Below are 13383 nucleotides of genomic sequence, written 5' to 3' on the forward strand. Positions count from 1 at the left end.
TGCAGAACAAAACAACCAAACTTTTTTCAAAACAGGGCCTGGCTTTTTCCGCCAGGCCCTGATCTTTTGTTAAGCCATATCATCTCGAAGCGCATCAATGATATTCTCTTTCTTTAATTTTCCGACTGCAAACACCATTGTGATAAACACGATAAAGAACACACTGAACGCGCTGACTGCCATACTTGCCCAAGGAAATACGAAGCTTACGTCCGCTCCCCCGGCAGCCATGCCGCAGTAGATCAGCCAGGAGCAAATTCCCGCCGCCGGCAGCCCAAACAGCAGCGTCCGCATACCGTAGAAGGCACACTCAAAATTCATCATCTTATTGAAATCACGGTCAGACATTCCTATCGACCGGAGCATGGCGAGTTCCCGCCTGCGCAGCTTAATATTGGTGGAAATGGTATTGAACACATTGGCCGCCGCAATCAGCGAAATCATCATCACAAAAACATACGTAAACACATGAATGACAAACAGAATGCTGCGGTTTTCTTCAAACATCCGGTTCACATTATACAGGGTGTAATCGGTTCCTATTCCCGCTTCCTGAATCATTTCCGACATCTCCGCCGTCACCTGGGAGGGCTTATCTGCCAGAAAGGTCAGTCCCACTATCTCCCCCGCATCCGGAGATACAAACTGTTCTCTTAGCTGCCATGGTGCGACGATCATAAAGATAAACGGCTTCACATCGGAAGAGTTCTTTGGAAGTGTATCGAGAGGTATGGTATCGACGAAGGTGATACTTATCTGCTTCTCTTTGTCTGCCGATGGATTCCCTTTCACCTCCCCGGGCGGTTCGGCTCCGGGAGTGACCGATCCGCTCACAGAATCACCCACAAACATATTAACCAGCCCGCTCCGGCCGCTTTTCGTCTCATCTGATTTTTGCTTCGCTACGGCAATCATTTTCGCATTCTGGCCGGTATATTCTTCCGGAGACAATCCCTGGCTTTCGATAAAATTACGGAATTCTCTGTCCTCAATGAACTGGATATCTATCGGCAGTGTGACTGTCTCATCCGGATTCTCATACCCCATGTATTTCCGGTATTCGTCTGACAAGTCGCCAGCCCTGACCGCGCAGGAATATGACATAAGCGCCTGATAAGAGCTTTCTTTGATCCCATCCGCAGTTTTAAGCCTGCCGTAAAGACGGAATAATTCATTTTCATCAATTTTCGGTGACGAAAAACAGATGTCAAAATCCGTATTTACCACGGACCGCTTCGCTCCCTGATTCAGGCAGCTTCCAAAAGCATTGGCCGATACAAACAGAACGACGCTTAAAGAGAGGGAAAGCACGATGCTGCGGCAGCGCTTCTTATTTCTTTTAAAATTTTTCAGAGCCAGCGTTCCCTCCAGGCCGCAGAGGCGCTGCGCCAGCTTCGATGTTCTCACGGCTCCCGTTTCGATTTTGATCTCATTGGTCTGGCGTATGCTTTCCATCACAGGTCTGGACGCCGCTTTCCTGGCCGGAATATAGGCGGCAAACAGAATTGTGACCAGACTGATCACCGCCGCCCCCGCTATGGCTGTACCGGACACAGTCAGCGAAAGAGACACGGCACTGTAGCCGAAGTTTTTGAACTTCTCGGCCACAAAGGATATTACAAGGCCAATGCTGCCAAGGCCCACAAGGATACCGATGGGAATACCAGCCGCACCGATACAGAGCCCCTCAAACAGCACCGAATTCCGCAGCTGTCCGGCCGTAGCCCCCACCGATGCCAGAATCCCGAACTGGCGCGTCCGTTCGTTCAGCGAGATGGTAAAGGAATTGTAAATCAGAAAAATGGAGCCTGTCATAATCAAAACCATTAAAATTCCGCCGACGGAATATAAAAGCATGTTAAACAGGTGATCGCTGGACACCCCCAGAAAACGCAGCACATTGTCATTCAGGACATATGCTCTTTGCCCGGCAGTCCTTTCAATATAAGCCTGGACTTTTCCCGGATTTTTCAGTGTGACAAAGATGCTTAAGCTGGCCGTCTGATCTGTCAGGCCTGCCGTCTGACCTGCTGCCGTATCTGCTTCTGTATCTGCTGCTGTATCTTCTGTCGTATCTTCTGTCGTTATCAAGGTATAACCCGGCGCAGTAAATTCCTCGAAAGCCGGTCTTTCGCAGATGCCGACAACCGTATAGGTTCTTTCTTCCCGAGGCACAAAGGTTTCGTTTTCCTTCCCCGGCTCATTTCTGGCAGGAAAGGGATCATGCTGGCCGAGACGGCCTTCCCCAGCCATACGGCTTCCGATGGCAAGCGAAAGTGTGTCCCCCACTGCATAAGCAACGCCGCCGTTTGCCGCGACATGGGCCGGAACCAGAATCTCCCCGCTGTTCTCAGGCAGTCTGCCGGAGAGTAACTCAATGGGAACCGTGTCAAAAGCCTCTTTGCTGAATCCCGCAATAAAGAGATAGGGCTTGTTGGGATTTTTCCCGCCTTTCAGCTCCGCATAGCCAATATTTTCGGATATCGCTGTGCCAGCCACTCCGGCGTCCCTGGCCCGCGCCTCCGCGAACGAGGAATCAACATCCAAAAACTCGACGTGCCATCCGCCATATTTCACGGTTGCGCCCTTAATCATGTAGTTCAGCAGAGAAACGGAGAACGTCGTGACAGCCGTGATCATAGCCGCGGACAGAATTACCCCGATCACGGTGACAATTGTCCGCGTGCGGCTCTTTTTCATGCTCTGCAGGGTGACCTTGTGAAAGATATTCATCATCACACCATCCTCTCATCCCGCACTACCTTACCATCCGAGATACCGATGATGCGGTCTGCCTGCAGGGCGATATTTTCATCATGCGTGACGACGATGAGGGTCTGCCGGTATTTTTTGTTGCTTAATTTCAGCAGATTGATGATCTCATGGCCGTTGTGGCTGTCCAGACTGCCTGTCGGTTCGTCGGCCAGGCAGACAGACGGCGCATTCATCAGCGCGCGCCCAACGGATACCCGCTGCTGCTGCCCCCCGGACAGCTGATTAGGCAAATGCGTTCTCCGGTCTTTCAGACCGAGCATTTCCAGCAATTCCTCCAGTCGTTCCTCATTGACCTTCCTTTTGTCCATCAGGATGGGCAAGGTAATATTCTCCACCACATTCAGGGTGGGAATGAGGTTGTGAAACTGGTAGATCAGCCCCACCTGCCGCCTGCGGAAAATGGCCAGCTTTTCACTGTTTCCCGCATACACATCCTGCCCGTCTAAATACACCTTTCCGCTGGTCGGCACGTCCACGCCGCCGATGATGTGGAGCAGTGTCGATTTGCCGGAGCCGGAGGGGCCGATGATCGCGGCAAACTCGCCCTTTTCGATTGTGAGTGAAACGTGGTCAAGGGCAGTAACCTGATTTTCACCCCTGCCGTAGACCTTGCATAGATTATCAATTTTTAAAAGCTCCATTATGTGAGCCTCCTTCCTCATGGTATACTCATATAATAGAGAATTCACCTTACATCTCTGTGACTTTTCAGTGAGAGATCCGTCACTTTGGAAAACGGATGGTAAATACCGCGCCTCCCTGCGGATGATTCTTTGCAGTAATCGTCCCTCCCTGCCGGATGATAATCATCCTGCAGAGAGCCAGCCCGATCCCATATCCCGCCCTGTTTGCGCTTTTTCCGCTGTAAAACCGCTCAAATATGTGAGGCAGAGCTTCTTTTTCAAATCCCGCGCCGCTGTCATGAATCGTAATCTCAGTGAACAGAACCGTATCCGTACAGTCAATCGCAATCGTTCCGTGATCCCCCGCGCTTTCCATACAGTTTTTAAGGATGTTCTGTACTGCCTCCGCCAGCCAGCCGGGGTCGCCCTGAACGATTACGGGGAATGCCGTCTTTGCATCTGCACGCACCTCTCTCTGCACCACAATCCCATGCAGTTCCATAGGGATCAGCAGCGGCCGGAGAGCCGTGCTTATGAGGCCGTTTACGTCAACCGGCTCTCGTTGAAATACCACAACGCCCGCGTCCAGACGGGACAATTTAAGCAAAGACGTGATCAGCCAGTCCATGCGCACCAGCAGTTCCTCTGTTTCCCGAATAAAGGCCCTCCGCTCGTTTTCATCCGGATTTTTCTCCAGCAGGGAAAGCGTTAAGTTTGCAGACGTAAGAGGTGTGCGGAGCTGATGGGCGATATCGGCAAGCGAATCGGCAAGATGCATTTTTTCATTTTTCAGTGCCTCGTTCTGCTCCCGAATGCGCAGCAGCATTTTCGTTATTTCGCTGTGGAGAATAGACAGCTCGCCCTCTTCCAGTTCGTCGAGATCCAGACGGTCGGCATTGTGCAGCACGAGATCGATCTGATTGGAAAGCCGTGCGATACTCCTGTATCGGGCTTTCGTAAACAGGAAAAAGGCGATGCCGAAGACAGAAGTTGAAACGGCGGTAAGAATTCCGGCCGCCGTATTGATGGTAAATCCAAGTGCTGCCGTGACGGCTGCCGTCAGGACGAACACCATGACAAACTGCCGAAACTCCTTATTCCGAAACATTTCCGCCCCCCAATCGATACCCGGTTCCGCGGACAGTCAGAATAATCTGCGGATTTGCAGGATCATCCTCTATCTTCTCCCGCAGCCGCTTGATATACACAGTCAATGTATTATCATTGACAAATTCGCCCGCCGCATCCCACAATTCATCAAGCAGCCTGCTTCTCGTGATAATACTCCTGGGATTATTAACAAACACCAGCAGTAAACGGTACTCCAGCGCTGAGAGGAAAACCTCGCGGCCGTTTTTTTTCACAACGCCGCCCGCCATATCGACGGAAAGCCCGCCGATTTCAAATGCCGCCCCGCTGCGCCCATTTTTTCGCAGCGCAGCCCCGATCCGCGCGATCAGCTCCCGCGGGCGGAAAGGCTTGGTAATATAGTCGTCAGCCCCCATATTAAGCCCTGTGACAACACTCGTCTCATCGCCCGAGGCAGTCAGAAAGATCACTGGAATATCCTGGGTCTCCTTGATCTTTGTATATACGGTAAAACCATTTCCATCGGGCAGCGCAATATCAATCAGCGCCAGATCAAATTTATTGCCGTCTGCTGCGGCAAATGCTTCCTCCCGCGTGGGGGCGTGGGTGACCGTAAATCCCTCCGAGCGCAGCAGAAGCATAAGGTTTTTCGCAATCTCCCTGTCATCCTCTACCAAAAATATCCGCGGCATTCGTCATTCCTCCAATCTTTCCATAGCTTCATCGGCCGGCACTAGATATCGATCCCTGCCTTGCGCGCCTGGCTTCCCAAGTCCTTCACCGCCAGCGTGTACCGTTTGCCGTCCTTGATAAAATGAGTCCCGCACTGCCTGAATTCAAAATGAATCCCGTTTTCCATACACTGCTGCCTCAGCCAGAGCACCCACTCATAATCCAGGGGCCGCGCATTCCGGTCGGATTCGCCGCCGGCCACCACCAGTTCAACCCCGGATAAATACGGACGTATATCGATCCTTTCAATCAGCGGCTGGCAGATGATATTTTTATGCCTGATCGGAAGGCCGGAAAAGATGGAAAGCCGTTCATCGGCCCTGGCCTGATTTTCTACTGTACAGCATACCGTCACATTGTCATATCCATTTTCCCAGTCGGGAGGAATACACTGCATAAACCGTTCAATACGTTTCGTCAGAAAGAGAAAATGCAGGTCCGTTCTCTGACGAATCATCTTCCAGCATTCTTCCCGCCACGCATCAGCCTCGTCAACCAGAAAATCGGACTGGAAGCAGAGATATACCACCTGGCCCGGCTTCATTTTGTATTCACCGTTCTTCTTTTTCTCGATGGGCGCAAAGAATTTATCCGTACGGATCACCTCGGCCGTATTGATCCCTTTTCTTGCATCGCCTTTGTGAATATAGCAGTATTTGCAGCCCTCGCTGTGCCGGTGGCACCCACGCCACGGATTCCAGACAGCCATCCTGGTTCCTCCTGTTCTTACTGAGAGTTTTCACTAAGTCATTTTAAATTATCAGAAGCTGCACTCATACAAAAACATTTCCGAGCAGTTATCTTCAGCTATCTCTTTTTCAAAGGATGAATATACGAGAACCGTTGTAAATCCGATTTCTTTCAGAATCGATTCCATTTCTCCCAATTCATAGAGATGCGTCTGAAAATCCATCCGCTCCTCCTGCAATAATTCCGTACCGCAATATAATTCATAAAGTCCCGGTCCAAACTGTGTATGGCTTGTCTCATCGAAATAACTCTTTGTTTTAAGAACTAACTCGTAATTTTCTTTGGTTCTGACCGATATTGACTCCTTATACTCATCGGTATCGGGGCAGCGGTTTGCCGTCGTATCGACTGCGAAAACAAATTTTCCGCCTTTTTTTAACAGGGTCTTCATCTTGCTTAAAATGCTTTTACAGGACTCCATATCCGTAAACAAGGATACGGAACCTGATGAGATAAAAATGTAATCAAAGCTCTCCTGCGTCTGATATTTCTCTATATCGTTCTGTTCTACCATGGAATCCGGTGCTTTTTGCTTCAGTTTTTCAAGCATTTCCCTGGAATTATCGACACCTTTGATCTGATACCCTTTTTCCAGAAACGGGATCAGGAATCTCCCGCTTCCGCATAAGGGCTCTAAAATTGACATTTCTTTTTCGGCGTATGAAAGATAAAATTCCAACTCATCCTGCGGCGCCTTTTCATGCAAAATCTCGTACATTTCCGTACACAAACTGCCATAATAATTTTTCTTTAATTCCATATTTACTCCTTCGTCACACCAGTCAGATCAAGCAGCCTCTGAACCGCTTCCGGACTCTCTGCAAATGTCTCAATGGGTTCTCCCGCCCACTCAGAACAGGCCTCCCTGGTCATGGTCCCCTGTCTTACCTGCGGCCCGTCTTCCAGTTCGACCGTGTAAGTCCAATTGACCTCTCCCAGATTTCCGGTCAGAGCCATCAGAACACAGGCGTATCCCTTCATTTGCTCTTCAAACACAGCCGAATTCGCCGCGCTGTTCTCAAAGTTCAATGTCCATCCAAACGGTTCCTCCGAAGTCTGAAGCTCATTTTTAAAGCTGCCAAGCGCCCTGCCGATTCCGAGCAGCTGTGCGACTCTGCCGTTGGCGGACATATCTCCCACATACGGATGCTTCGCGGCGAATAATTCATTTGCCTGCCTGCTTACAATGGTTCCGTCCTGCTTCACACTCATTCCATTGATGGAAAGATCCGTTCCCACCTCCGTTAAATCAATGTTCAGGTTAAATACTCCGCTCCTGTTCCAGACAGACGGCAGACACGCATAGATCACCATTTTTGTATTTCCATCATCCTCTCCAACCAGTTTATACCTCCGGTACACAGAGGCGGAATCGTAAAAGACACCTCCGACCGCCAGCATGTGTTCGTTCACATTTGCATACGTCACCAGATAGGAATCAACCGGGTATCCGATGACAAACAGCTTTAAAAACAGGGCCAGCAGGACTACGGCAAATGCGGAGCCAATGCCTAAAAGTACTTTTCGCAGATTGCTCTTCCTGATTTTTTTCAAATAATCAATTTCCCGTTCATTTTCTTTTCGTTTTACATCCGTTTCACGTCCAAGGTCCTCTTTCATCCGCAGATACCGGCCGCGGCAGTCCTCACAGTTCTCCATATGCGCCTCGATCTGCCTGCCGCTCTCCTCGGACGTCAGCCCTTCCACATACAGCGGAAGAAGATCGCGGATCATTTCACAGGGTATGTTCTGTTTCATTTTCCTTCGCCTCCTTTACAATTCTTGAGTACTCTCGGAAACTCCTTGTGCTCAGATTTGTGAGATGATTTTTCGTCAGATGTGCACAAATTTACGAGGCGTACACGGTGTGTACGTTGAATAAATTTGTGTGCATATGGCGGAAAATCAGCCACAAAGATGAGTGCAAAGGAGTTTCCGAGAGTGCTCTTCTTTCCCCGATAGAAAGTCACTCTCGCCCAGTTCTCGCTCTTCCCCATGATCTCTCCGATCTGGCCAAAGGTCAGACTGCCGGTCAGGCGCAGATACATCACCTCCCGCATGGGGTCCTCCAGATGATGAAGCAGCTTCATGACCGAAAGCTGATCCCAGGAACAGAACACTTCCTCCTCCGCGGAAGGGACTGCAATCTCTTCCGCTTCCTCGAAATCGGCCCTGCCCTTCTGCTTCCGCAGATGATCGAACCATACGTTCCGGGCAATGCCGCAGAGCCAGGTAGATACACTGCTCTGCTCTTTGAATTTATGGATGCTTTTCACCGCCTGATAGAATGTTTCCTGGGTCAGTTCCTCCGCCAGATCCGGGTTCTGTGTCTTCGTCAGGAGAAAGGCATATACTGTTTTGGCGTGTGATAAATAGATCTGTTCCATGGAATCCATATATGTGTTTCCTCCTCTCTGTTAATTAGTGTTGCAGAAACCCGATTCGTTACAGGCCAGTTACAATTTTTTTCATTTAGCTTCTATAAAACTTTTTCTTCGACCGTATCTGCTGTTCCCAGACACCGGGCCCACTCCCTGTTCCATACCTGCTCCCCTCCGGAGACCAGAAGATTCATGGTCAAATCCTCCAGCCTGGCTATATGCCAGAGTGCCCATGCGATCGTCTCATCCTTTGATGTCACCATCACCGCATACTCCGGGTCCTCCAGGTCTCCGGTCAGCCGGTCCAGCTCATTCTCCTCGCCCCCCGACACCTCCGAAAGATGCAGGGCGCCATGAAGCTCTGAAAACAGACGCCTGGCATCAGCCAGACAATCTGCCTTCCGTATAATCTTCCCCAGTTCCTTATGCACTTCACCCAGTCCTGCTCCAAAATATTTCATAGTTTCTCTCCCTGTTCTTTGCATTTATGTTATAGTTGTTATAAATCCTGTTTTGTCTGCTGCCCCTCCTCCCCCGACTGCTGGAACTCCTGCATTGCCAGAAGGATATTGCGGACAAAGGGCGGAACTACCTCACGCACCGTATCATAGTCATGATTCAGACACCATTTTAAGGACGACATGGTCAGAGCCGCGTAGGTTCCGGACAAATAATCCATTTGGGTGGCATTGCCGATAAATCCTGAACTGTAGGCAGCAATAAACCGGTGCTTTAAATAATCCGCCATCTCGTTCTCCAGATTAACCTCATCCGTATGTATTTTCCAAAGATTCAGAAATGCTTCCCGCTTATCATACAGCACCTCGTAAATCATATCGATGGTCTCATAAACTTCCCTGTTCTGCGATGCATTAAAACGGTTTTCCAGCATAAGCTGAAACTCCTGAAACATCCGGTTCGACAGCAGTCTGGCCAAATCGTATTTGTCTGAATAGTGTTTGTAAAAGGTTGATCGGTTGATCAGCGCCTCGTCCAGAATATTCTGCACCGTGATCTCGGAAAAGGACCTCTTTTCCAGCAGCCGCAGAAATGACTGTTCTATGTTTTTCTTCGTTTTAATCACACGCAAATCCTGCTGATTCATGTCATTTCCTCCTCGCTATGAGCGTTTAGCGGACATCTTTTGGCCGCTTACGTGCAAGAATAGCTGCTTGATACGAGCAGAATAGCACATTCCGTATGGTTAAACAACTGCTTGTCGCATTTTATTGCTTTTCCTATAACTTCCGTTCTATCTGGTGATTGAAACTTTTTTCCGGCCCCCTTACAATCGGTGGGAAAGGAGATGATTATTTATGAAAGCAATTGTATGGCTGCTGCCGCTGCTATTTATTCTCCATGATATGGAAGAGATCATTCTTGCTATCCCACGGAAAAGCAGTGAGGCTCTAAAGAAACAATTTATTCGGGTACGTTTCGTCCCATTCGGCACATTTTTCAATACGGAAAGCTTCTCGATCGCTGTCTGCAAGCAATTGCTGCTTCTAACCTTTGTATCGGCGTTCGGTTACTTTACGGGACACTATGAATTGTGGCTTGGCTTCCTGGCCGCCGGAACCGTAGTGGCTGCAGTCAATATGAAACTGCTTCATCGATGCGGGGAGGTGTTTACAGACTATGTTTCTTCTTTTTTCCGATGATGAACAGATGAATTTTCAGATCAACCGCGCGCTGATGTCCGTCCTATCTGAACCTGCACTGCCGTCACAGACAGACGAAAACGCCCGGACACTGGCCGATCAAAATGCCCGGACACTGGCCGAGATAACGGCAGCGGCTTCCAAAATCACCGATATGGAAAGTTGGTCGGCCACCTGGTGGGCCGCAGCTGAAAAAGCCCGCACGGAGCAGCGTTTCAAACATGCAGCCGCTTATTACCGCATGGCAGAATTTTACCTCCCCGATACATCAGTCCGAAAAGAAGAGTGCCTGCAATCCGCTTAAAAGCCAGACCGGGAAGTGCCCCTCATCTCTGTTCGTCAGACATTGTAAGCCCTCCTAACCGATCTTCGGCAAAAAATGAGCGGGGTGTTATCCTGATTCACGGCGGCTACGATTCCTTTACGGAAGTATTCTATCCGCTCCTAAAAGAATATCCGGATAAAGGCTATACCATCTTATTATTTGAAGGGCCGGGGCAGGGACAAGCGAGAAAAAATGGCCTCGTCTTTACTTACGAGTGGGAAAAACCGGTAAAGGCCATTCACCGTCTCTCACCGTTAAAAGGAACTGTTCTCCGGCTGCTTTTATTAACCGGGAGGAGAGAGCTTATCAATTCCCTGATACGGCGGAAAATGGAGTCTGACCTGGACCTAAACTGGAAAATAACGCATGACTCCTCTGTCACTAGCCGGATATTTACTGCGCTGGAAGGCGGAGAACAGTACTGTCAGGTCGGCGGCTTTGAACTGGCTCAGGCAGAAATAGAAAAGTTTCTTTCTTTAATGATCACTTGACACTCTGAGCAGCAAAATACGAGAATGGCAATACAACCGACGCGAATACTCATCAAATACAAACTGGAAGCCAGCCTCTGTAAAGCGTCTAAATGACGGATCCCAGTCAATAAAATCAGTGGATTTTTATCCATTTCCGACAATCAATATTTTTTTACTGGTAAAACGCACAATTTTATCTTTGAAATTTCCTGAAGTTTGTGAACACTTTTGTAGGGATTATGGTGTATATTAATAATTGTAACCCCCCCCCCAATACATTATATAGTTTTTGCTACACCCCATAAGAAACGAAATACCTTCTCCGAAAAAAGGACCAGCTCCCCCGGCTGATCCTTTTTCATTGTCTTAATATATTATTTTGCCCTGTGAGAAAGGGGCGGCAGACTCGCGTCCGCCGCCCCTTTCCCTATTTTACCAGATAGCCCTTCTCCGCGAGCGCTTCCGCCGCCCGCAGGAAATCTTCTTTCTTCGTCAGAACGTAATCGGTGTTATACGTGGAAACAACGAAAATACCGATCGAATGCTTCGCCAGGACTGCCGATATATCCGCCAGGATTCCAATCAGGGAAAAATCCAGCACTCCCTCGATCCGAAATGCCTTCCAGCCATCCTCTCTGTCCGTCGTCTCCTCCGGAACATGCTCCGTTCTGCACACCAGTGATAATTCCTCATCCGTTTTCCCGATAAAATAAAACGAATCCGTCAGATTGACTCCTGACAGGTCCCGGATTTTACAAACCGAGAAATCGTCGTTTAAAAGCTTTATTTCCATGTAACTTCCTCCTGTCACCTTATTTCATCATATTATCACGTTTGAGCTGAAAGGCAGCCACTATACTGTCTAGTCTTCTCGCTTCGGCGGAGAGCGTCTGGCTGGCCGCCGCTTCCTCCTCGGCGGTTGCCGAATTGGACTGCACGATCTCGGCAATCTGTTCCATGCCGCCGCGTAAGAGCCTGATGTGCTCCGCCTGCTGGGCCGACGCGGCCGATATCTCACGCACCAGTCCCATCGCCTGATTGGAAGCAGACACGCCCTGCTCCATAGCTTCGGCTGTGGCAGCGGCGATCTCTCTGCCCTTTCTGACCGCCGTGTTGGCATTCTCGATCAGCTTCGCCGTATCCCTGGAAGCCGCGGAGCTCTTCCCCGCCAGACTCCTCACTTCCTCCGCAACCACGGAAAAGCCTCTGCCCGCCTCCCCGGCCCGCGCGGCTTCGACGGCAGCGTTCAGCGCCAGCAGATTCGTCTGCAGGGCAATATCCTCGATCACCTTTGTGATTCGCTCAATCTCTTCGGAAGCGTGTGTGATATCATTCATGGCGGCCGTCAGCTGTTCCATCTGAGCCTTTCCCGCCTCCAGCACCCGGACCGCGTCCTGGGAGACGAGACTGGCCTCGCCCGCGTTGCGAGCCGTACTGTCAACCTCATCCGAGGCGGCTTCCAGCGTCGCCGCCAGTTCCTCCACCGAAGCGGCCTGTTCCTGGGCCCCCTCACTCAGCGTCATGGCGCCGTCTGCCACCATACCGGCACCATCTGCCACCTGGGCGGACGACCGGACGATCTCTTCCAGCGTATGATTTAACCGCAGCGTAATATGAACCAGAGATTCCCGGATGGAGCTGAAATCCCCGACGTAATCCAGTGTGGGACTCACCGTCAGGTCATTGGCCGAAATCCGTTCCAGCACGTATGCCAGCTCTCCAATATACTCTCTCAGCCGCTTTACGGTAAGTTCAAAGGTTCCTGCCAGCTCTCCGATCTCATCTCCCGACGTAATTCCAGATACCACAGGAGTATTAGAGGCAATTCCAAAATCTCCATGTTCCACCGTGCGGGCAAACTTCCTGAGGCTGGCGAAGGGAAGCGATATGGCCCTCTTCGTAAAAAACAGAATCAGTCCAACGCCCACCGCCGCGCAGATCAGCCCCGCAAGCCCCATGGCCCACAGCGCCCGATACATCGTGGACTTCGCCTCATAACTCGAGACTCCCGAAAAAATGAGCCCTTCAATCGTCCCCTCCACTCCATACAGCGGTACATAGGAGCAGACATGGGGTACACCCAGGATCGGGGTCTCTCCTACAAATGATTTCCCCTCTGAAAGGACTATCTTCGCAACAGCCGGATCCAGCGTCGTTCCGGTGACGCGCTCTCCAGCCTTTATGATCGTGGTGGCTGTCCGCTTATCTCCCTGAAAGATCGTATACTCGTAACCGGTCTGAGCCTTCAGTTCATCGAGAAGCTGCGTCCTGTCCCGATCCCCGTTTTCCGCCTTCGAAAGCTCATAAATCAGCAGATTCGTTCCCTGCACACATTCCGCCTTCAGCATGTCCATGAACTGCCTGTGGAAAATGATTCCACAGAGAGTAATAACAATAGCTGTGCTCGCACACAGCAGGGCACCAGCCAGAATACTGAATCTGGCGCCTAGTTTCAGTGACTTTTTATGGCGCTCCATACGTGGCCCTCCTGGAATTAATTTCCTCTTCCTTTCTGTTAATAAGAAATATTCTGCTTAAACATATCACGAGGGCTTATGTCTGTCAAGAACTTTG

The 13383-nt window shown here is 50.1% G+C and carries 14 protein-coding genes and 1 pseudogene; 3 read left to right on the forward strand and 12 right to left on the reverse strand.

The window, feature by feature from the left end; all coding sequences use genetic code 11:
• Positions 1–69: 69 nt before the first annotated feature.
• The 10 genes and pseudogenes from H8S75_RS20975 to H8S75_RS21020 form a co-directional block, all read right to left on the reverse strand.
• On the reverse strand, positions 70–2733 hold the full coding sequence (locus tag H8S75_RS20975) for an ABC transporter permease (RefSeq protein WP_187023313.1): 2664 nt from the start codon (positions 2731–2733) through the stop codon (positions 70–72).
• Positions 2734–2735: 2 nt separating this feature from the next.
• Positions 2736–3416, reverse strand: coding sequence for an ABC transporter ATP-binding protein (locus H8S75_RS20980; RefSeq protein WP_002601366.1), 681 nt, complete (start codon positions 3414–3416; stop codon positions 2736–2738).
• Positions 3417–3498: 82 nt separating this feature from the next.
• Positions 3499–4506: a sensor histidine kinase gene (locus H8S75_RS20985; RefSeq protein WP_187023244.1), complete on the reverse strand. Its 1008-nt coding sequence runs from the start codon at positions 4504–4506 to the stop codon at positions 3499–3501.
• Entirely contained in the window at positions 4493–5179 is a 687-nt protein-coding gene (locus H8S75_RS20990; RefSeq protein ID WP_187023245.1) for a response regulator transcription factor, read from the reverse strand. The genes H8S75_RS20985 and H8S75_RS20990 overlap by 14 nt, the downstream gene beginning before the upstream one ends.
• A gap of 41 nt (positions 5180–5220) precedes the next feature.
• A complete protein-coding gene (locus tag H8S75_RS20995) occupies positions 5221–5928 on the reverse strand; it encodes a DUF5131 family protein (protein ID WP_187023246.1) in 708 nt (235 codons plus the stop codon).
• A gap of 51 nt (positions 5929–5979) precedes the next feature.
• On the reverse strand, positions 5980–6729 hold the full coding sequence (locus tag H8S75_RS21000; RefSeq protein ID WP_187023247.1) for a class I SAM-dependent methyltransferase: 750 nt from the start codon (positions 6727–6729) through the stop codon (positions 5980–5982).
• Between the two features lie 2 nt (positions 6730–6731).
• Positions 6732–7727 (reverse strand): zf-HC2 domain-containing protein, encoded by a 996-nt coding sequence (locus tag H8S75_RS21005; RefSeq protein ID WP_187023248.1) that lies wholly within the window; start codon positions 7725–7727, stop codon positions 6732–6734.
• 188 nt (positions 7728–7915) lie between these two features.
• Positions 7916–8365, reverse strand: a pseudogene (locus H8S75_RS21010) (RNA polymerase sigma factor); the annotation flags it as partial.
• An 83-nt stretch (positions 8366–8448) separates the two neighbouring features.
• On the reverse strand, positions 8449–8811 hold the full coding sequence (locus tag H8S75_RS21015; protein ID WP_187023249.1) for a hypothetical protein: 363 nt from the start codon (positions 8809–8811) through the stop codon (positions 8449–8451).
• A gap of 38 nt (positions 8812–8849) precedes the next feature.
• On the reverse strand, positions 8850–9455 hold the full coding sequence (locus H8S75_RS21020; RefSeq protein ID WP_187023250.1) for a TetR/AcrR family transcriptional regulator: 606 nt from the start codon (positions 9453–9455) through the stop codon (positions 8850–8852).
• A 211-nt stretch (positions 9456–9666) separates the two neighbouring features.
• Between H8S75_RS21020 and H8S75_RS21025 the strand changes: the two genes are divergently transcribed.
• From H8S75_RS21025 to H8S75_RS21035, 3 genes are read left to right on the forward strand one after another with little or no spacing between them, the layout of a single operon-like run.
• Positions 9667–10011: an HXXEE domain-containing protein gene (locus H8S75_RS21025; protein WP_187023251.1), complete on the forward strand. Its 345-nt coding sequence runs from the start codon at positions 9667–9669 to the stop codon at positions 10009–10011.
• Positions 9989–10315: a hypothetical protein gene (locus H8S75_RS21030; RefSeq protein ID WP_187023252.1), complete on the forward strand. Its 327-nt coding sequence runs from the start codon at positions 9989–9991 to the stop codon at positions 10313–10315. Before H8S75_RS21025 ends, H8S75_RS21030 begins: the two co-directional genes overlap by 23 nt.
• Complete coding sequence (locus tag H8S75_RS21035) at positions 10297–10827, forward strand: hypothetical protein (protein ID WP_187023253.1); 531 nt, start codon at positions 10297–10299, stop codon at positions 10825–10827. Before H8S75_RS21030 ends, H8S75_RS21035 begins: the two co-directional genes overlap by 19 nt.
• A gap of 409 nt (positions 10828–11236) precedes the next feature.
• On the opposite strand, the gene H8S75_RS21040 is transcribed toward H8S75_RS21035, so the two are convergent.
• Together H8S75_RS21040 and H8S75_RS21045 are read right to left on the reverse strand one after the other, a co-directional pair.
• The gene (locus H8S75_RS21040; protein WP_002601387.1) at positions 11237–11602 is read right to left on the reverse strand and encodes an ACT domain-containing protein; all 366 of its coding nucleotides are present in this window, start codon (positions 11600–11602) and stop codon (positions 11237–11239) included.
• A 19-nt stretch (positions 11603–11621) separates the two neighbouring features.
• Positions 11622–13286 (reverse strand): methyl-accepting chemotaxis protein, encoded by a 1665-nt coding sequence (locus tag H8S75_RS21045; protein WP_187023254.1) that lies wholly within the window; start codon positions 13284–13286, stop codon positions 11622–11624.
• Positions 13287–13383: the final 97 nt, after the last annotated feature.

This window comes from Hungatella hominis (assembly GCF_014288005.1).
GTDB classification, from domain to species: Bacteria; Bacillota; Clostridia; order Lachnospirales; family Lachnospiraceae; genus Hungatella; species Hungatella effluvii.

Excerpts from the sequence above, each read along its gene's own strand:
- H8S75_RS21005 (WP_187023248.1), bottom strand. The coding sequence starts at position 7,727 with ATGAAACAGAACATACCCTGTGAAATGATCCGCGATCTTCTTCCGCTG.
- H8S75_RS21000 (WP_187023247.1), bottom strand. The coding sequence starts at position 6,729 with ATGGAATTAAAGAAAAATTATTATGGCAGTTTGTGTACGGAAATGTAC.
- H8S75_RS20990 (WP_187023245.1), bottom strand. The coding sequence starts at position 5,179 with ATGCCGCGGATATTTTTGGTAGAGGATGACAGGGAGATTGCGAAAAAC.
- H8S75_RS21015 (WP_187023249.1), bottom strand. The coding sequence starts at position 8,811 with ATGAAATATTTTGGAGCAGGACTGGGTGAAGTGCATAAGGAACTGGGG.
- H8S75_RS20980 (WP_002601366.1), bottom strand. The coding sequence starts at position 3,416 with ATGGAGCTTTTAAAAATTGATAATCTATGCAAGGTCTACGGCAGGGGT.
- H8S75_RS20985 (WP_187023244.1), bottom strand. The coding sequence starts at position 4,506 with ATGTTTCGGAATAAGGAGTTTCGGCAGTTTGTCATGGTGTTCGTCCTG.
- H8S75_RS20975 (WP_187023313.1), bottom strand. The coding sequence starts at position 2,733 with ATGAATATCTTTCACAAGGTCACCCTGCAGAGCATGAAAAAGAGCCGC.
- H8S75_RS21020 (WP_187023250.1), bottom strand. The coding sequence starts at position 9,455 with ATGAATCAGCAGGATTTGCGTGTGATTAAAACGAAGAAAAACATAGAA.
- H8S75_RS21040 (WP_002601387.1), bottom strand. The coding sequence starts at position 11,602 with ATGGAAATAAAGCTTTTAAACGACGATTTCTCGGTTTGTAAAATCCGG.
- H8S75_RS20995 (WP_187023246.1), bottom strand. The coding sequence starts at position 5,928 with ATGGCTGTCTGGAATCCGTGGCGTGGGTGCCACCGGCACAGCGAGGGC.
- H8S75_RS21025 (WP_187023251.1), top strand. The coding sequence starts at position 9,667 with ATGAAAGCAATTGTATGGCTGCTGCCGCTGCTATTTATTCTCCATGAT.
- H8S75_RS21045 (WP_187023254.1), bottom strand. The coding sequence starts at position 13,286 with ATGGAGCGCCATAAAAAGTCACTGAAACTAGGCGCCAGATTCAGTATT.
- H8S75_RS21030 (WP_187023252.1), top strand. The coding sequence starts at position 9,989 with ATGTTTCTTCTTTTTTCCGATGATGAACAGATGAATTTTCAGATCAAC.